The sequence below is a fragment of the Brevundimonas phoenicis genome (genome assembly GCF_047237745.1).
Classification (GTDB): domain Bacteria; phylum Pseudomonadota; class Alphaproteobacteria; order Caulobacterales; family Caulobacteraceae; genus Brevundimonas.
On record NZ_JBDFLN010000001.1, the window covers coordinates 156,066 to 173,864 of the forward strand.

At 69.5% G+C, this 17,799-nt stretch carries 17 protein-coding genes; 12 read left to right on the plus strand and 5 right to left on the minus strand.

Features of this window, described 5'->3' with window-relative positions; genetic code table 11:
* Positions 1–57: 57 nt before the first annotated feature.
* The 3 genes from ABC419_RS00730 to ABC419_RS00740 all read left to right on the plus strand — a co-directional run bounded on the left by ABC419_RS00730 (position 58) and on the right by ABC419_RS00740 (position 3,529).
* Positions 58–513 carry an OmpA family protein gene (locus ABC419_RS00730; RefSeq protein WP_412876646.1) on the plus strand — a complete coding sequence of 152 codons (456 nt, stop codon included), beginning with the start codon at positions 58–60 and terminating at the stop codon, positions 511–513.
* A 104-nt stretch (positions 514–617) separates the two neighbouring features.
* Positions 618–2,831 carry a protein-disulfide reductase DsbD family protein gene (locus tag ABC419_RS00735; RefSeq protein ID WP_412876645.1) on the plus strand — a complete coding sequence of 738 codons (2,214 nt, stop codon included), beginning with the start codon at positions 618–620 and terminating at the stop codon, positions 2,829–2,831.
* Positions 2,832–2,854: 23 nt separating this feature from the next.
* On the plus strand, positions 2,855–3,529 hold the full coding sequence (locus ABC419_RS00740; protein ID WP_412876644.1) for a thioredoxin family protein: 675 nt from the start codon (positions 2,855–2,857) through the stop codon (positions 3,527–3,529).
* Positions 3,530–3,612: 83 nt separating this feature from the next.
* Here ABC419_RS00740 and ABC419_RS00745 read toward each other — a convergent pair whose 3' ends face one another.
* Positions 3,613–4,089, minus strand: coding sequence for a hypothetical protein (locus tag ABC419_RS00745; protein WP_125899519.1), 477 nt, complete (start codon positions 4,087–4,089; stop codon positions 3,613–3,615).
* 150 nt (positions 4,090–4,239) lie between these two features.
* Between ABC419_RS00745 and pgi the strand changes: the two genes are divergently transcribed.
* Genes pgi through ABC419_RS00760 form a run of 3 tightly spaced genes read left to right on the plus strand, consistent with a single transcriptional unit; the run spans position 4,240 to position 6,718 of the window.
* Positions 4,240–5,844 (plus strand): glucose-6-phosphate isomerase, encoded by a 1,605-nt coding sequence (gene pgi, locus ABC419_RS00750; protein ID WP_412876643.1) that lies wholly within the window; start codon positions 4,240–4,242, stop codon positions 5,842–5,844.
* Positions 5,841–6,227 carry a DUF4260 domain-containing protein gene (locus tag ABC419_RS00755; protein ID WP_412876642.1) on the plus strand — a complete coding sequence of 129 codons (387 nt, stop codon included), beginning with the start codon at positions 5,841–5,843 and terminating at the stop codon, positions 6,225–6,227. Before pgi ends, ABC419_RS00755 begins: the two co-directional genes overlap by 4 nt.
* Entirely contained in the window at positions 6,224–6,718 is a 495-nt protein-coding gene (locus tag ABC419_RS00760; protein ID WP_412876641.1) for an ion channel, read from the plus strand. The genes ABC419_RS00755 and ABC419_RS00760 overlap by 4 nt, the downstream gene beginning before the upstream one ends.
* 59 nt (positions 6,719–6,777) lie before the next feature.
* On the opposite strand, the gene ABC419_RS00765 is transcribed toward ABC419_RS00760, so the two are convergent.
* Positions 6,778–7,245, minus strand: a complete 468-nt coding sequence (locus ABC419_RS00765; RefSeq protein ID WP_200168231.1) for a YMGG-like glycine zipper-containing protein — start codon at positions 7,243–7,245, stop codon at positions 6,778–6,780.
* 239 nt (positions 7,246–7,484) lie between these two features.
* Here ABC419_RS00765 and groES point away from each other — a divergent pair, with 239 nt between their 5' ends.
* Positions 7,485–7,772: a co-chaperone GroES gene (groES, locus tag ABC419_RS00770; protein WP_003166488.1), complete on the plus strand. Its 288-nt coding sequence runs from the start codon at positions 7,485–7,487 to the stop codon at positions 7,770–7,772.
* A gap of 56 nt (positions 7,773–7,828) precedes the next feature.
* Positions 7,829–9,475 (plus strand): chaperonin GroEL, encoded by a 1,647-nt coding sequence (groL, locus tag ABC419_RS00775; protein WP_200216301.1) that lies wholly within the window; start codon positions 7,829–7,831, stop codon positions 9,473–9,475.
* Positions 9,476–9,564: 89 nt separating this feature from the next.
* On the opposite strand, the gene ABC419_RS00780 is transcribed toward groL, so the two are convergent.
* Positions 9,565–10,509, minus strand: coding sequence for a LysR substrate-binding domain-containing protein (locus ABC419_RS00780; RefSeq protein ID WP_412876640.1), 945 nt, complete (start codon positions 10,507–10,509; stop codon positions 9,565–9,567).
* Positions 10,510–10,898: 389 nt separating this feature from the next.
* Here ABC419_RS00780 and ABC419_RS00785 point away from each other — a divergent pair, with 389 nt between their 5' ends.
* Positions 10,899–12,539 carry a leucyl aminopeptidase gene (locus tag ABC419_RS00785; RefSeq protein WP_412876639.1) on the plus strand — a complete coding sequence of 547 codons (1,641 nt, stop codon included), beginning with the start codon at positions 10,899–10,901 and terminating at the stop codon, positions 12,537–12,539.
* Between the two features lie 12 nt (positions 12,540–12,551).
* Here ABC419_RS00785 and greA read toward each other — a convergent pair whose 3' ends face one another.
* A complete protein-coding gene (gene greA / locus ABC419_RS00790) occupies positions 12,552–13,028 on the minus strand; it encodes a transcription elongation factor GreA (protein ID WP_412876638.1) in 477 nt (158 codons plus the stop codon).
* A gap of 49 nt (positions 13,029–13,077) precedes the next feature.
* On the opposite strand from greA, the gene ABC419_RS00795 reads away from it, so the two are divergent.
* The 3 genes from ABC419_RS00795 (at position 13,078) to ABC419_RS00805 (ending at position 17,196) form a co-directional block, all read left to right on the plus strand.
* Positions 13,078–14,292, plus strand: a complete 1,215-nt coding sequence (locus ABC419_RS00795; RefSeq protein WP_412876637.1) for a BaiN/RdsA family NAD(P)/FAD-dependent oxidoreductase — start codon at positions 13,078–13,080, stop codon at positions 14,290–14,292.
* A 72-nt stretch (positions 14,293–14,364) separates the two neighbouring features.
* Positions 14,365–16,005, plus strand: a complete 1,641-nt coding sequence (locus tag ABC419_RS00800) for a M28 family metallopeptidase (RefSeq protein WP_412876636.1) — start codon at positions 14,365–14,367, stop codon at positions 16,003–16,005.
* A 45-nt stretch (positions 16,006–16,050) separates the two neighbouring features.
* The gene (locus tag ABC419_RS00805; RefSeq protein WP_412876635.1) at positions 16,051–17,196 is read left to right on the plus strand and encodes a serine hydrolase domain-containing protein; all 1,146 of its coding nucleotides are present in this window, start codon (positions 16,051–16,053) and stop codon (positions 17,194–17,196) included.
* 9 nt (positions 17,197–17,205) lie between these two features.
* On the opposite strand, the gene ABC419_RS00810 is transcribed toward ABC419_RS00805, so the two are convergent.
* A complete protein-coding gene (locus ABC419_RS00810; RefSeq protein ID WP_412876634.1) occupies positions 17,206–17,784 on the minus strand; it encodes a Cif family virulence factor in 579 nt (192 codons plus the stop codon).
* Between the last annotated feature and the right edge of the window lie 15 nt (positions 17,785–17,799).

The following is a 17,799-nucleotide window of genomic DNA, read 5'->3' on the forward strand; positions in this document are numbered from 1 at the left end:
GGTCGCCCTTTTTGCTGGAGGGCGCGCACGCCGCACGGCGCGCGCGAGGGGCCTGACATGAAGCTTGTTTCCGTCGTCGTTCTGCTGACCGCCGGCCTGGCCTTAGCCGGGTGCGCCGCCACGAGCGGCTATAAGGAGCGCAGCGATCTGGTCAGCGACCCGTCCGCCTGCGCCGACAAGCGGTTCGAGGTCTATTTCGTGCCCGACCGCGCCACCCTGACCGACGCCGCCCGCCAGGCCATCGGCATGACCGCGACCCAGCTTCAGGGCTGCCAGATCAAGCACGTCAAGGTGACGGGCCTGGCCGACGCCCGCAGCGGCAGCGCCGCCGCCAACCAGACCATTTCCGAACAACGCGCCCGCGCCGTGGCCGAGGCCCTGGCCGGCGCCGGCCTGCCCGCTCCGGCCTTCGACATCGAGGCCGCCGGCGCCCAGGGCGCCGTGGTCGGCGGCGTCAACGATCCCCTGCGGCGCCGCACCGAGGTGCTGATCGAGGTCGGCGCCCCGCGCTGACGCCCCAGGCGGCTGAGCTGCGGCCCGCCGTCGCGGGCCGTGGATAGGCGCGGCTTGAGGGTCTAAGGTCGCGCCTTTCCCTGATCCTGTCCCCGGCGTCGCCCTTGCGCATCCTGCTTCTTCTGCTGACCTGGCTCGCCTTCGCCCTTCCGGCGGCGGCGTCCTCATCTGCGCCCACGACCGAGGCCGCCTTGCGCGACGCCCTGGCCGCCGGGGCCGCGCCCGCCGCCAAGACGACCGTCGCGCCGGGGCCCCAACGCACCGAGCGGATCGAGGCTGAACTGGTCGCCATGGGCGCCTGGGCCACGCCCGGCTCAACCGCCGTCGTCGCCATCCGCCAGAAGATCAAGCCCGGCTGGCACACCTATTGGCGCAACCAGGGCGATTCCGGCGGCCCGACGACCCTGACCTGGGCCTTGCCCAGCGGCCTGACGCCCGGCGACATCCTGTGGCCCCTGCCCGAGCGTCAGCGGCTGCAGAGCCTGATGAACTACGGCTATTCGGATACGGTCTTCCTGCCTGTGCCGATCGAGATTCCGGCCGACACGCCGCCGGGTCGCAGCCTGCCCCTGCGCGTCACCGCCCATTTCTACGTCTGCAGCGACGAGATGTGCGTGCCGGAAGACCTCGACCTGGCGCTGGACCTGCCGGTGCGCGAGGGCGCCGCGCCGCTGGACGCCCGTTTCGGCCAGGCGGTCCAGGACGTGGTCGCCGGCGCCCCTCGTCCCGCCGGAATCGACGCCCGCGCCGCCCTGGTCGACGGCAAGCTGACCCTGACGGCGATCGGCGGCCCGCTGGCCGGGACCACGCCGAAATGGGCCTATTTCTATCCGTTCGAGGGCGGGGTGATCGACCACGCCGCCGCCCAGTCGGGCGAGCGCGGCCCGCAAGGGCTGACCGTAACGATCACCGCCGGACGCGGCCTGACGACCAATGGGCTGAAAGGGCCGATCGGCGGCGTCCTGTCCACCGATCTGGGCGCCTGGGAGATCACGGCTGAACCGGGCGCGGCCCTGACCGGCGTCACGGGCGATGGCGCGATCGGCGACGGCGAGGGCGCACAGGCTGGCGCCTCGACCACCGGCCTGCCCGACTTCGCCAAGGCGGCGTTGTTTGCCCTGCTGGGCGGTCTGATCCTGAATCTGATGCCCTGCGTCTTCCCCATCCTGGCGATGAAGGCCGCTTCACTCAGCCGCGCCGCCCATGACCCGGCCGAGGCGCGCCGCGACGGCCTGGCCTTCCTGGCCGGGGTGCTGGCGACCTTTCTCATCCTGGCGGGGGCGCTGCTGGCCCTTCGCGCGGGTGGTCAGGTTCTGGGCTGGGGCTTCCAGCTGCAGTCGCCGGGCGTGGTGGCGGCCCTGGCCCTGCTGATGCTGGCGGTGGCGCTGAACCTGTCGGGCGTCTTCCACGTCGGCGCCGGGCTACAGGGCGCCGGACACGGTCCCCTGTCGCGCCTGCCCGGCGCGGCGGGCGCCTTCTTCACCGGGGTGCTGGCGGTGATCGTCGCGGCGCCCTGCACCGCCCCCTTCATGGCCTTTGCACTCGGCGCCGCCCTGTTCATGCCCTGGCCGATGGCCCTGGCGGTCTTCCTGATGCTGGGGCTGGGCCTGGCCCTGCCCTATGTGCTGATCAGCCTCAATCCGCGTCTGTTGGCCCGTCTGCCGAAACCCGGCCCGTGGATGGAGACGCTGCGCAATCTGCTGGCCTTCCCCATGTACGGCGCCGCCCTGTGGCTGGCCTGGGTCTATGGCCGCCAGACCGCCGACGCCCTGGCCCTGCTGTTCGGAGCCGGGCTGATGCTGGCCCTGGCGCTATGGCTCTACGGCCGAGCGCAGGTCGCCGCACCCGGCAAGAGTCGGATCGCGGGGATCGCCGCCCTGCTGGCCCTGATCGCGGCGCTGGGCTTCGGCGTCCTGGCGGGGCGCGCCGCGCCCGCCGCCCCGGGCAGCGCAGGCGCTTCGACGCATCTGCCGTCCCAGCCCTGGTCCGAACAGGCGGTGAAGGCCGCCCTGGCCGAGGGGCGTCCGGTCCTGGTCAACTTCACCGCCGACTGGTGCGTGACGTGCAAGGTGAACGAAAGCACGGCCCTGTCCTCGGCCCGTACGGCTGAGGCGCTGGAACAGGCGAACGCCGTCTATCTAGTCGGCGACTGGACGCGGCGCGACGACGCCATCACCGCCGAGCTGCAACGGCACGGCCGCTCAGGCGTACCCCTCTATCTCGTCTATGCGCCCGGCCGGCCTGAGCCGCGCATCCTGCCTCAACTCTTGACCGAAGGCGTCGTCATCGACGCCCTGAAAGACGCCGCCGCCCGCTGACCTATCACCCCGAGGAGACCGCCATGTTCCGCCTGCTGACCGCCGCCTCCGCCTCTCTGCTGCTGCTCGCCGCCTGCCAGCAGCAGCCCGCCGCATCGCCTGAACGGTCCGAAACCGCCGCCGTCGCGCCCGAAACGACCGAGGCGCCCGCGCCTGGCGAAACGGCCCCGGCCTTCACCCTGGTAGACGCCGAGGGACAGCAGCGCTCCCTGGCCGATTTCCGCGGCAAGACGGTGGTGCTGGAGTGGACCAACGAAGGCTGTCCCTTCGTGAAGAAGCATTACACCGGCGCCATGCAGGCCCTGCAGCGCGAGGCGACCGCCGACGGCGTGGTATGGCTGACCATCATCTCCTCGGTGCCGGGAACCCAGGGCTTCGTCGAGGGAGAGGAGGCGCAAGCTTGGAAGGCCAAGCACCAGGCCGCCTTCACCCACCTGCTGCTCGACCCGACCGGCGAGGTCGGCAAACGCTATGACGCCAAGACCACGCCGGACATGCGCATCATCGATCCCGAGGGGCGGCTGATCTTCGTCGGCGGCATCGACGACCGGCCGACCAACAAGGTGGAAGACCTGGATGGAGCCAACAACTTCGTCCGCGCCGCCCTGGCCGACGCCAAGGCCGGGCGCGCGGTGCAAACCGCCTATGCCGCGCCCTACGGCTGCGCCATCAAATACCCCGAGACCATCGAGGGCTGAGGACGGCCTTTGCGGCCATCCTCCCGCCTGGCCTCAATTCGCGCGAAGCGCGCTAGCCCCGGCAATCCAACCCCAAGCCGAGGTTAGGCCTCGGGTTGAGGCGGCGAGATGATGACCTCGACGTTGTCGTTCAGCAGATAGGACAGCTCGTCGAGGGCCAGCTTGCGCGCGGCTGCGTCAGAGGCGCTCTCCAGCGCCGCGACCTTGACCGGAATGTCTTCCGAGATGCCGCGCAGAATGCACTTCAGATCGTTGTCGGTGCCGCGCTCCTTGAGGATCAGATGACCCTGCATGTCGCGCTGGGCCAGGTCCGCCGCCTGGGTCTTGAACGCTCCATAGGCCGCGCCGGTGAAGAAGCCGGCCTTGTCCGCCTCGCCCGAGGCCGCCCAGGCATCGACGATCGTCTTCAGAGCGCCCGAACGGGCCACCAGGTCAGCGAACAGAGGCTCCTGGGCCACCGAGACCGGAGCGGCGGGCGCCACCGGCGGCAGGGCGGCGGCTTCGGCGACCGCGGGGTCGGCCAGCATCAGGGCGACGGCGAGAGCTATTCCGCAGGACATGGCGTGCCTTTCACAAGGGACCGGAACGTCGGACTTCCACCAGGAAATCCTTGTTGACCCAGTCTTGGATTGAACTCTTCACGGCCTGGGCCGTAAACCAGAGCTTGCAAGCGCCGGGCCAAAAGGCCGGGACCGCCATAGGAGACGACGATGCCGCACGCCGCCTGGGCCGAACTCGAGGCCGCCGCCCGACGGGACGCGGATGCGCGAATCCAGGAGCAATTCACCGCCGACCCCGACCGGCTGACGCGGCTGACGCTGGACGTGGCCGGCCTGCACATCGACCTGTCCAAGCAGAGCTGGACCCAGGCGGGCCTGAAAGCGGCGCTGGCGCTGGCCCGCGCCTGCGACGTCGAGGGTCGTCGCGCGGCCCTGTTCAATGGCGAGGCGGTCAATCTGACCGAAGGCCGCGCCGTGCTGCACCCGGCCCTGCGCGCGCCGGACGGCGCCGCCTTCCACGCCCTGGGCGAGCCGGTCTCGGCCGAGGTCGAGGCCGTGCGCGCCGAAATGAAGGCCTATGCCGAAGCGTTACGGTCCGGGAATGAAACAGGCGCGAGCGGGCGCCCCTTCAAGACGGTGCTCCATATCGGCATCGGCGGTTCCGATCTGGGACCGCGCCTGATCTGGGACGCCCTGCGGCCCCTGGACCCGGCCATCGACCTGCGCTTCGTCGCCAACATCGACCCGCGCGAGATGGCTGAAGCCTTGGCCGACTTGGATCCCGAAACCACCTTGGTCATCGTCGTCTCCAAAACATTCACAACCCAAGAGACTCTCGCCAACGCCGCGCTCGCCAAAACCTGGCTGACCGCCGCCCTGCCCGCCGAGGGAATGGGGAAACACTTCATCGGCGTCACCGCCGCGCCGGAAAAGGCGGCGGCGTTCGGCTGCAGCCGCAGCTTCGCATTCAGAGACTGGGTCGGCGGACGCTATTCCCTGTGGTCGGCGGTCAGTCTGTCCTGCGTCATCGGCCTGGGCTGGGAAGCATTCCAGGGCTTCCTTGACGGCGCCGCCGCCCTGGACCGTCACTTCCTCGAGGCCCCGCTGGAGAGGAACGCGCCGGTGATGCTGGCCCTGGCCGAGATCTACAACGTCGACGGCCTGCACCGCCCGGCGCGGACGGTCGCTCCCTACGCTCACGCCCTGCGCCGTCTGCCCGCCTTCCTGCAGCAACTGGAGATGGAGTCAAACGGCAAGCGTGTCCGCTGCGACGGCTCGCCCGTCGGTCGCCAGACCTGCCCCATCGTCTTCGGCGAAGCCGGCACCAACGGCCAGCACGCTTTCTTCCAGCAGATCCATCAGGGGCCGCAAGTCGTCCCGTCTGAATTCATCATCGTCGCCTCCACCAACCAGAGAACCCTGGAAAGCCCTCTCTGGGCCAATGCCTTGGCGCAGGCCCAGGCCTTGATGCAAGGCAAGACCGAGACTCAGGCCCGCACTGAACTGATCGCGTCGGGCGCATCGGAAGACGAGGCCGACCGTCTGGCGCCGCACAAGACCTTCCCCGGCAATCGGCCCTCGACCGCCATCTTGATGGAACGGCTGACGCCCCAGACCCTCGGCGCCCTGATCGCCCTCTATGAACACAAGACCTTCGTTGAAGGCGTGCTGTGGGACATCAACAGCTTTGACCAATGGGGCGTGGAACTGGGCAAGGTTCTGGCCAAGGCCCTGCTGAAGGGCGCCGCCACGGGCACGCCTTCGGCGGATCTCGACCCCTCCACGGCGGACCTGCTGCGGCGGCTGACGGCGTGACCGTCGTCGCCCCGGCCTGGCAGCGGTTGGAGGGGCTGGCCCTGCTCGTCCTCGCCGCCTTGGCCTATGGCCGCTTCGGCCAGGGCTGGGCGCTGTTCGCCGTTCTCTTCCTGGCCCCCGACCTGTCCTTCGCCGGCTACCTGGCGGGTCCGCGCGTGGGAGCCTGGGCCTATAACCTGGCGCACAGCCTGATCGGGCCGCTGCTGCTGGCGGGCGCGGGCCTGCTGGCCGCCGCGCCCTGGGCGACCGCGCTCAGCCTGATCTGGCTGGCGCACATCGGCTTCGACCGCGCCCTCGGCTACGGCCTGAAGTCGCCGGAGGCCTTCGGCCTCACCCACCTGGGCCTGATCGGCCCGGCCAAGCGCGCCGCTCGCCCGTCATGATCGGCGGAATCGAAAACAGCGGCGCCATGGACATGACCGTCGAACTGCTGACCGCGACCGTCATGGTGCTGACGACCGTGGGTCTGCACGCCGTCGGCCTGTTGACCCTGGGCCGGGTGCTGGCCGCCGGAGACGCCAGGGCGGGGCGCGGCCAGGCTGTGCGTCTCAACCCTTTGTCGCCGCGCGGCGCCGCCTATACCGTCACCGTGGTTTTGGGACTGTTCATCCTGCACGGGGTCGAGATCTGGCTCTACGCCGCGCTCTTCTATCTGCTGGGCGCCGTGCCCGACCTGCGCGAAGCGGTCTATTTCTCGTCGATCAGCTACAGTTCCATCGGCTACGGCGACGCCTCCATCGATCCGGACTGGAAGCTGCTGGGCGCGATCGAGGGCATCAACGGCGCCATCCTGCTGGGCTGGACCGTGGCCTTCTTCGTCGCCGTCATGGGGCGGCTGCTGCCGACCGGCGAGCGAGGCAGCGGCTTCGAATAAGGCCGCCCATGAAAAAGGCCCGGCCGTGCGGCCGAGCCCTTCCTCATCTCACGCGCCGCCTACCAGCGACGGTCGTAGCGATAGTCGCGATCCCGATCGCGGTCGCGGCGGTTCTGATAGCTGCGCCATTCACCGTGGTTCCGCCAATAGCGGCCGTCGCGATAGTAGCGACCGTCGTTCCGCTCATAGCGGCCGTTGTAATAGCCGTCGCGGCTGTTGATGCCGTGCTCGCGCTCCCAGTGGCCCTGGTTTCGATAGCAGCGGCCGCCGCGGTAATAGCCGCAGTCGTCGTTGTTCGAGGACGAGGCCGCGCCCAGGGCCGCGCCCGCCAGGGCGCCGCCCGCGACATAGCGTCCGTCGCCTTGACCGATCAGGGCGCCGGCGACGCCGCCGACCACGGCGCCCAGGACGGCGTCACGGCCGGTGTTGTCGCGATCGCGGTCGCGATAGTGCTGGGCCGCAGCCGGGGTCGAAGCCAGCATCGTCAGGGCGATAGCGCCGACGCCGATCTTGGACAGGGTCTTCATGGCGGGCTCCTTTCGAAAGCCGGTTGATCCGTTGTCCCCCTTTTAGCGCCGCCTGTCTGAACGACCCCGGCGGCGTGCGTTCATTTTCGCTTCATCTTGAGACCGGATTTCGGGCGCCGTCGCCCTTGACGCCTCCCGCCCCCCTGCCTAACTCCCCGGTCGTTAGCACTCGGGGAGGGCGACTGCCAAAGTCGCGGGCTCCGAGGGCTGGAACCAACATCCTAACGGGAGTTACTCAGATGGCGTTTCGTCCGCTCGGCGACCGCGTGCTGGTCAAGCGCGTTGAAGAAGAATCCAAGACCAAGGGCGGGATCATCATCCCCGACACGGCCAAGGAAAAGCCCCAGGAAGGCGAAGTCGTCGCCGTGGGCCCCGGCGTCCGTGACGAAGACGGCAAGTTCGTCGCCCTGGAGCTGAAGGCCGGCGACCGCGTCCTGTTCGGCAAGTGGTCGGGCAGCGAAGTGAAGATCGACGGCGAAGACCTGATCATCATGAAGGAATCCGACGTCCTGGGCGTGCTGTCGTAAGACGCGCCTCGGTTTCCGGTTTCTAATTTAAAATCTTATAGATAGGAGCAGCCCGCATGGCCGCTAAAATCGTAAAGTTCAACACCGACGCTCGCGACAAGATGCTGAAGGGCGTCAACGTCCTGGCTGACGCCGTCAAGGTGACGCTGGGCCCGAAGGGCCGCAACGTCGTGATCCAGAAGTCGTTCGGCGCCCCGCGCTCGACCAAGGACGGCGTCTCGGTCGCCAAAGAGATCGAGCTGGAAGACGCCTTCGAGAACATGGGCGCCCAGATGATCCGCGAAGTCGCCTCCAAGGCGAACGACAACGCGGGCGACGGCACCACCACCGCCACCGTCCTGGCTCAGGCCATCGTGCAAGAGGGCCTGAAGGCCGTCGCCGCCGGCATGAACCCGATGGACCTGAAGCGCGGCATCGACCAAGCCGTCGCCGTGGCCCTGGACGAAGTGAAGACCATCTCCAAGCCGGTCTCCAACAACTCGGAAATCGCCCAGGTCGGCACCATCTCGGCCAACGGCGACGCTGAAATCGGCGAGCTGATCGCCCTGGCCATGGCCAAGGTCGGCAACGAAGGCGTCATCACCGTCGAAGAAGCCAAGACGGCCGAAACCACCGTCGACATCGTCGAAGGCATGCAGTTCGACCGCGGCTACCTGTCGCCCTACTTCATCACCAACCCGGACAAGATGGAGGTCGCCCTCGAAGAGCCGCTCATCCTGCTCCACGAGAAGAAGCTGACCTCGCTGCAGCCCATGCTGCCGGTGCTGGAAGCCGTGGTTCAGTCGGGCCGTCCCCTGCTGATCATCGCCGAGGACATCGAAGGCGAAGCCCTGGCCACCCTGGTGGTCAACAAGCTGCGCGGCGGCCTGCGCGTCGCCGCCGTCAAGGCTCCGGGCTTCGGCGATCGCCGCAAGGCCATGCTGGAAGACATCGCCATCCTGACGGGCGGCCAGGTCATCTCTGAAGACCTCGGCATCAAGCTGGAAACCGTCACCCTGGACATGCTGGGTAAGGCCAAGAAGGTCTCCATCACCAAGGACGACACCACCATCGTCGAAGGTTCGGGCGAGAAGGACGGCATCGAGGCCCGCGTCGGCCAGATCAAGCGTCAGATCGAGGACACCACCTCGGACTACGACAAGGAAAAGCTGCAAGAGCGTCTGGCCAAGCTGGCCGGCGGCGTGGCCGTCCTGCGCGTCGGCGGCTCGACCGAAGTCGAAGTGAAGGAAAAGAAGGACCGCGTCGACGACGCCCTGAACGCGACCCGCGCCGCTGCCGATGAAGGCATCGTCCCGGGCGGCGGCGTGGCCCTGCTGCAAGCCTCCAAGAAGCTGATCGATCTGAAGGGCGTCAACGCCGATCAGAACGCCGGCATCAACATCGTGCGCCGCGCCCTGCAGGCTCCGATCCGTCAGATCTCCGAGAACTCGGGCGTCGAAGGTTCGATCGTGGTCGGCAAGGTCATGGACTCGACCGACGCCTCGTTCGGCTTCAACGCCCAGACCGAAGAGTACGGCGACCTCGTCCAAATGGGCGTGATCGATCCGGCCAAGGTCGTCCGTTCGGCTCTGAAGTCGGCCGCCTCGGTCGCCGGCATCATGATCACCACGGAAGCCGCCATCGCTGACGCGCCGAAGAAGGCCTCGGCCGGCGGCGCCCCCGACATGGGCGGCATGGGCGGTATGGGCGGCATGGACTTCTAAGTCCAAGTCACCTCACGCTGAGACTGCGGAAGGGGCGGGATCGAAAGATCCCGCCCTTTTCTTTTCCTTCTCCCGCTAGAGGAGAAGAATTAACGCCCCGCCTCCCCGACCTCGCGCCCCGCCAGCCGCGCCCCCTCGACCACCGCCGGGTCGGTCCGCGCCGTGTCCAGCACCCAGTCGCGGAAGCGGGCGATCTTGGGGGTCAGGCGGCGGTCGGGCGGGTAGCAGAGCCAATAGCCCTCGGCCAGGGCGACCGTCTCCTTGAACGGCCGGACCAGAAGTCCCCGTTCGATCTCGCGGCCGTAGAGGATGGGCGAACCCAGGGCCACGCCCTGATCGCCCAGCGCCGCCGCCACCTCCATCGCCTGATTGTCGGCGGTCAGGCGCGGCGGCGCGGCGGCATCGGCGGGCGCCACCCCGGCGGCGGCGAACCAGGCCGCCCATTCCTGCGGCTCTCCGACCAGATGGGCGCGCTTCAAGTCCGCAGGCGTCTTCAGATCCAGCCGGTCGCGCATAGCGGGGGTGCAGACGGGCGTGAAGACGGCGGGCATCAGGAAACGGCTCTCCAGCCCCGGCCAGCGGCCCGAACCAAAACGCAGCGCCACGTCCAGCCCATCCGCCCCCAGGCCGGACAGGACCGGACTGGTGTCCACCCGCACCGCCAGATCCGGGTTGGCCAGCTGGAAAGACCCCAGCCGCGTCGCCAGCCACTGGGTCGCCAGGGTCTGCAGCGTGGTAACGGCCAGCACGCCTTGGTCGGTCTCGATCACTTCGGCCACGGCGCGGCGCAGCAGGGTCATCGCCTCGGTCGCCGCCGTGGCCAGCCGCTCGCCTTCGGGCGCCAGGGCCACCTGCCGCGTGCCGCGCGTGAACAGGGGCCGCTCCAGCCGCTGCTCCAGGTCGCGGATGCGCCAGCTGACCGCCGCCTGGCTCATGCCCAGAACCTCGGCCGCGCGGGTGAAGCTGAGCAGACGCGCCGCCGCCTCGAACACGCGAAGCGCGTCGACCGGGATGCGGGAAAGAGGATCAGACATAAGTCAACCTTATGGATGAACGCCGTCGTCTCGTTTGTGACAGTCGCCACCATGCGCCATTCTGATGATCTCAGAAAGGAGGACGAACAATGGAAGACATTCACCGCACTCATAAGGAACCCGCGTGGGGCTGGATCGGCGCCTTGCTTGACGCCCACCGCCTTTCACGCCGCGAAACCGGCGATGTCCGTCTCAGGGCCCGACCCTGCCCGACGCCCCCGCGTCCGGCGGCCTGCTGACGGCAGCCGCTGCGCCGGGCGCGGCCTCTAGCGCGCGACAAGCGCGACAAGGCGTCGCGCCCGGCGTCCTTCCGCCAGCGGAGCGGTTGCCCCCGCGCGGCGCCCCCGCCCATAAAGGCGCCTTCATCGTCACAGAGGGGGCCCTCATCGATGCGCCGCACCACCCGTATTCCGTCCTTCGCCGCAGCCGCGCTGATCGCCGCCGCCGGCCTGACCGTCGCTGTTCCGGCCGAAGCTCAATCGCGCCGCGCCGCGCCCGCCATCGAGCGTTCGGACTGGCCCGCGCGCGCCGCCTCGGCCCAGACGCGCGCCGTCACCTTCGCCGCATCAGCGGCCCCGTCGGGCGCCCTGGTTCTGCCGCTGTCGTCGGAGGCCGAGCTGGCCGCGCGCGGCGCCGCCCTGGACGCCGGGACGCGCCAGGCGATCGCCTCGGCCCTGACCGCCGCGCGCTTCGACTACAAGGCGCGCCAGACGTTGAATCTGCACGGCGTTGGCGGCTGGGACCGCATCCTGGTCGTCGGTCTGGGCGCAGCGCCCAAGGCCGCAGACATTCAGACCGCCGGGATCGTCGCCGGCCGCGCCCTGAACAGCCAGCCCGGCGCCCTGACCGCCCTGACCTCGGGCCTGTCGGCTGATCTGGCCTCGGAACTGGCGATCGGCCTGGGCATCGGCCACTATCGCTCGGATATCTATGTCACCACCGGCCGCGACCGCCCGGCGCCCGGCGCCCTGACCGTCGTCGCCGATGACGCATCGGGCGCCCAGGCGCATCACCGTCGCGGCGCCGCACTGATCGAGGCCATGGCCTGGACCCGCGACGTGTCCAACGAACCGGCCAACGTCATCTATCCGGAAAGCTTCGTCGAGCGCGCCCGCGCCGCCTTCGCCGGCGTGCCGGGGGTCGAGATCACCGAACTGGACGTGCCCACCATGCAGCGCCTGGGCATGGGCGCCCTGCTGGGCGTCGGCCAGGGCTCCAGCCGCCCGCCGCGCCTTCTGGCCGTGCGCTATCGCGGCCAGGGCGCGGCCAACGACGGCCCGATCGCCCTGCTGGGCAAGGGCATTACCTTCGATTCCGGCGGCATCTCCATCAAGCCCGGAGCCAATATGGGCAATATGAAGATGGACATGTCCGGCGCCGCCAGCGTCGTCGGCGCGGTCCTGGCCCTAGCCAAGGGCGGGGCGCCGGTGGACGTGGTCGCCGTCGCCGCCCTGGCCGAAAACATGCCCGACGGGAACGCCATCCGCCCCGCCGACGTGCTGACCGCCATGAACGGCAAGACCATCGAGATCATCTCGACCGACGCTGAGGGCCGCCTGGTGCTAGCCGACGCCGTGGTCTGGGCCGACACCACGCTGAACCCCGCCGCCATCGTCGATGTCGCCACCCTGACCGGCTCGGTCGGCGGCGCCCTGGGCAATGACTATGCCGGCCTGTTCAGCCGTCACGACGCCCTGGCCGACCAGTTGAAGACGGCGGGCGACGCCACGGGCGAGACGCTATGGCGCCTGCCGCTGCACCCCTCCTATGTGCGGGCCACCTCCTCGACCATCGCCGACATCAAGAACTCGGGCGACGGCGGGGCGGGCGCGGGCACGGGCGCCCACTTCATCGGCTATTTCGCCCGGCCCGAGACGCCCTGGGCGCATCTGGACATCGCCAACATGGCCTTCGGCGGCGCCAGCGACGTCAAGCCGGCCGGTTCTGCGGGCTACAGCGTGCGCCTGCTGGAGCGTTTCGTGCGCGACTTCCGGCCGGTGGCCAGAGAGAAGGGAACGGGCGGCTACTGAACCGCCGCATCCTCAATCGACGGCGACGATCTCGACCGACTGGCCCGCCACGGTCGCTTCGTCGCCGACCCGCTTGCCCATCAGGGCGCGGGCCAGGGGCGAGACGTGGCTGACGCTGCCCTTGGCCGGGTCGGCCTCGTCCTCGCCGACGATGCGCCAGGTCTGGCTGCGGCCGTCCTCGCGCTCGATGGCGACCGATCCGCCGAAGCGCACCCGCCCGTCCGACGCCGTCTCCAACAACTGGGCCGAGGCTCGGCGCGCCGACCAGTAGCGCAGGTCGCGCGTGGCGCGGGCCATGGCGGTGCGGTCCGCCTCGATCGCCCCCTGAGTCTGAGCGCGGGTATAGGCCGCCCGCGCCGCCGCCAGCTCGGCCTCGATCAGGGCCAGCCCCTCGGCCGTGACATGGTTGGGATGGGGCGAGATCGGGCGGTCCACCAGGTCGGCGGCCGTGGCTTCCAGATCTTCTTCTCGGGTGAAGGCGACGCTCATGATGATAGAGCCTATGCCCCGCGCAATCGTTCCGGTCTAGGAAGGTCGAATGACGCGCTCCCCGCACACAATCGCCGTGATCGGCGCCGGTCCCGCCGGACTGATGGCCGCTGAACGTCTGGCGCAGGCGGGCCTGCGCGTCGTCGTGCATGAGCGGATGCCCTCGGTCGCGCGCAAGCTGCTGATGGCCGGGCGCGGTGGGCTGAACCTGACCCACTCGGAGCCGCCCGAGCCGTTCCTGAACCGCTATGACGCCGCCGCGCAGGGGCGGATCAAGGGATGGCTGGACGCCTTTTCGCCCGCTGATCTGATCAAATGGGTCGAGGGGCTGGACCAGCCGACCTTCGTCGGTTCATCCGGACGGGTGTTCCCCAAGGCGATGAAAGCCTCGCCCCTGCTGCGCGCCTGGCTGGCGCGGCTGGAGGCGTTGGGCGTGGAGATCCGCACCCGCTCGTGCTGGATCGGCTGGCAAGACGAAGCCCTGACCTTCGACACGCCCGACGGCGAGCGAACAGAACGCCCCGACGCCGTGATCCTGGCTCTGGGCGGCGCCAGCTGGGCCAAGCTCGGCTCCGACGCCGCCTGGGTTCCCGCGCTGGAAGAAGCGGGCGCCGCCGTCGTCCCCTTCCGCCCCGCCAATGTCGGCTTCGACGTCGCCTGGTCGTCCATGTTCCGCGAGCGTTTCGCCGGAACGCCGCTGAAGGGGATCGCCCTGACGCATGAGGGCCGCACGGTGCGCGGCGAGGCCATGATCGCCGCCTATGGGATCGAAGGCGGCGGCGTCTATGCCCTGTCCGCCGGGCTACGCGCGGCGATCGAGCGCGATGGAACGACCACTCTGACGCTCGACCTGCGGCCCGATCTGAGCGTCGAGACGCTGACGCAACGCCTGTCGAAACCGCGCGGCAAGGACAGCCTGTCGAACTGGCTGCGCAAGGCAGCGCGGCTGGACGCCACCTCTGTCGCCCTGTTGCGCGAAGGCGGTCCGCTGCCCGCAGACCCGGCCGAATTGGTCGCCCGGATCAAGGGCGTCGCCCTGACCCTGACCGGAGTGCAGGGCCTGAGCCGCGCCATCTCCTCGGCCGGTGGCGTGGCGCTGGACGCCGTGGACGAGCGGCTGATGCTGAAGGCGCGGCCCGGCGTCTTTGCGGCGGGCGAAATGCTGGACTGGGAGGCGCCGACCGGCGGCTATCTGCTCCAGGCCTCCTTCGCCTCAGGCGTCGTCGCGGCGGACGGCGTGCGCGCCTGGCTGGACGGGCGCTGAGGCCTTTCAGGGTCGACAGCGACGCCCTCAGGGGGCAGCGTGACGCAAACCTTTCAGATGTCGAGCCTGCCCATGTCGCTGTCCCGTTCCATCGCCGTCGGCCTGATCGCTGTCCTGATGTGTTCGACCTCCGCGCTCGCCCAGACCGGCCGCGTCGATCCGGCCCGACTGAACGAGGCGACGCGCGTTCTGGCGTCAAACGCATTCGAGGGCCGCGCCCCGGTCACGCCCGGCGAGGACCGCACCATCGAATGGCTGACGCAGCAGTTCCAGGCGCTCGGTCTCGAACCTGGCGGCCCCAACGGATCATGGGTGCAGGTCGCCCAGGTCAGCCGCACCAGTCAGGACGGCCCCGCCGCCATCAGCATCACCGCCAAGGGCCGCACGACCGAGCTGCAGCGGGCCACGGACGTCATCGTCTCCTCCGACCGACCGGTGGAGCGCATCAGCCTGACCGACGCGCCTCTGGTCTTCGTCGGCTATGGCGTCGACGCGCCCGAGCGTGGATGGGACGACTACAAAGGCGTCGATCTGACCGGCAAGGTCATGCTGGTGCTGGTCAATGACCCCGACTTCGGCGCGCCCGAAGGCCACCCCGTCGCGGGCAAGTTCGACGGCCAGGCCATGACCTTCTATGGCCGCTGGACCTATAAGTTCCAGGTCGCGGCACAGCACGGCGCGGCGGGCGTTCTGGTCATCCACGACACGCCGGGCGCGGGCTATCCGTGGTCGACGCTGGAGAATTCCTCGACCGCGCCCAAGTTCGACATCGTCCGCGCCGACCCGGACAAGGAACGCGTGGCGGCGCAGGGCTGGATTCAGGGCGCGATCGCCGAACAGCTGTTCAGGGACGCAGGCCTCGATTTCGCCGCCCTGAAGGATCAGGCGCGCACGCCGGACTTCCGCCCCGTGGCGCTGGACGGCGTGACCATGTCCATCGACTTCGGCCAGAAGGCCGACCGGGTCGAGACGCGCAACGTCATCGGCCGCCTGCCCGGTACGAAATACCCGAACGAGACGGTGATGTTCGGCGCCCACTGGGACGCCTATGGCCGCGCCACGCCCAAGAACGGCGACGACATCTATAACGGCGCCGTCGACAATGCGACGGGCGTCGCGGGCGTCATGGAGATCGCCCGTCTGTTCGCCGAAGGGCCGCGTCCCGAGCGCTCGACTGTCTTCATCAGCTGGGCGGCCGAGGAAACCGGCCTGCTGGGCGCCGAATACTATGCCGCCAACCCGGTCTGGCCGCTGGAGACGACGGTCGCCAACATCAATATGGACAGTCTGCTGCCAGGGACCGAGATCGACCCCAACATCGTCGTCATCGGCGCGGGCAAGAACGATCTGGACGACCGGCTGGCGGTGCTGGCCGCGCGCGAGGGGCGCCGCCTGATCCCCGACCCGGCGCCGCATGCGGGCGCCTTCTATCGCTCGGACCACTTCCCGCTGGCGAGGAGGGGCGTGCCCGCACTGTTCGCCGCTGCGGGCTTCACCGGCCACAACGAAGCCAGCCGTGACTATGTCGCCAACCGCTATCATCAGCCTTCGGACGAATGGACGCCACAGTGGACGATGGACGCCGCCGCCGCCGATGTGCAGTTGCTGTATGAAGTCGGCCGCGATCTGGCCAATTCGCGCGACTGGCCCGCGTGGAAGCCGGGCGACGAGTTCGAGGGCGCCCGCAACGCCTCGGCGTCGGCGCGCCAGTAATCGGCCGCAAGTGACGTGAAGCCGCCAAGGCGCTAGACCGCATCCATGACCAACCTCCCCGACCTCCATGGCGTTTGCCCGCCGCGTTTCAATGCGGTGAAGGACGCCTTCGCCGCCAACTTCACCGAAGCCCCCGAAGGGCTGAACGAACTGGCCGCGCGTTTCAGCGTGACCATCGACGGCGAGGTGGCGGTCGACCTGTGGGCCGGTTCGGCCGATCTGGTGGGGAACACGCCCTTCGCCGAGAATACGCTGGTCCCGGTCTTCTCGACCGGCAAGGCGGTGATGGCCCTGATGATCGCGCGCTGCGTGGACAAGGGGCTACTGTCCTATGAGGACCGGGTCGCCGATCACTGGCCCGCCTTCGGCGCGGCGGGCAAGGACCAACTGACGGTCGGCCAGTTGATGAGCCACCAGTCCGGCCTGCCGGGCTTCGACGGCGGGGCCGAACCGGCCATCTGGTTCGACCGTCAGGCGGTGCTGGACAAACTGGCGGCGCAGACGCCGATGTGGGCGCCGGGCACGGCGTCCGGCTATCACCCGATCACCATCGGTTATCTGGCGGGCGAGTTGTTCCGCATTGTCGACGGGCGGACCATGGGGACGGCTCTGCGCGAAGATTTCGCCCAGCCGTTCGATCTGGACCTGTGGATCGGCCTGCCGGAAAACGAACACGGCCGCGTCGCCCAACTGCGCAAGCCCGCCGCCGCGCCGGACCTCGGCCCCATCGACGCGATCAAGAAGGCCGCCTTCCTGGACCGCGGCTCGGCCCCCGGCGGGCGCGGCTCGACCGAATGGCGCATGGCGGAGATTCCGTCCGCCAACCTGCATAGCACGGCCAAGGATCTGGCGCGGATGATGTCCATCGTCGCCACCGGCGGCGCGCTGGATCACCTGGCTGTGCTGTCGGAAGAGACCCTGGCCCAGGCCACGCGCGAGCGCATCCACGGGCCGGACCGGGTGCTGCCCTTCGACATGAGCTGGGCTGCGGGGTTCACCCGCAACCAAGGCCTGAACATCTTCGGCCCCAATCCCGAGGCGGTCGGCCACTGCGGCTGGGGCGGGTCGATGGCGTTTGCGGATCAGGCGGCAGGCGTCTCGGCCGCCTATGTCATGACGCGCCAGTCGCGCCACCTGCTCGGCGACCCGCGCGCCCTTCGCTTGGTCGAGGCGCTCTACACGGCCTTATAAGGCGGCGTCTTAGGCCTCTGGTCCCCAGGCCAGCTGGTCGTGGACGATCAGCCAGCCGTCGACCGTGCGGCGCAGGATGCGGGTGAACAGGCCGCGATGGGTCTTGCCGTCGCGCGTCATCACCGCACGGCCAGAGACCACCGCCGTATTGACGTCGAACTGCATGGTCTCGAACCACTCATAGGACAGCGCGCCCAGGCCGCCGGGCGCCGCCGCGCGGGCGTCCAGGGCGGCGCGCACGCTGTCGGGCCCCTTCAGCGGGGTGTCGCCCAGGAAGACCAGCAAGGGCTCGTCGTGGACATAGGTGGCCATGACCGCATCCACCTGCCCCGAGGTCCAGGCGGCGGCGGCGGCGTCCAGGGCGTCGCTGACCGCGTCAAAGGTCTCGGCCGTGGTCGGCGGGGCGGCCACGGCGACGGGCGCGCCCGGCGCGGCGGCCGGCGCGGCCTCGCGGCTGCCCCCGACGCGAGCGGTGCGGATCACTTCATCGCCGCCGGTCTGAGGCGCGCCTTGGGCGCAGGCCGTGGTCCCCCCGGCGAGCAGAACGGTTGCGGCGGCGGCGGCGAGGAAGCGGGAACAGGTCATCATCGCCTTCTTCTTTAG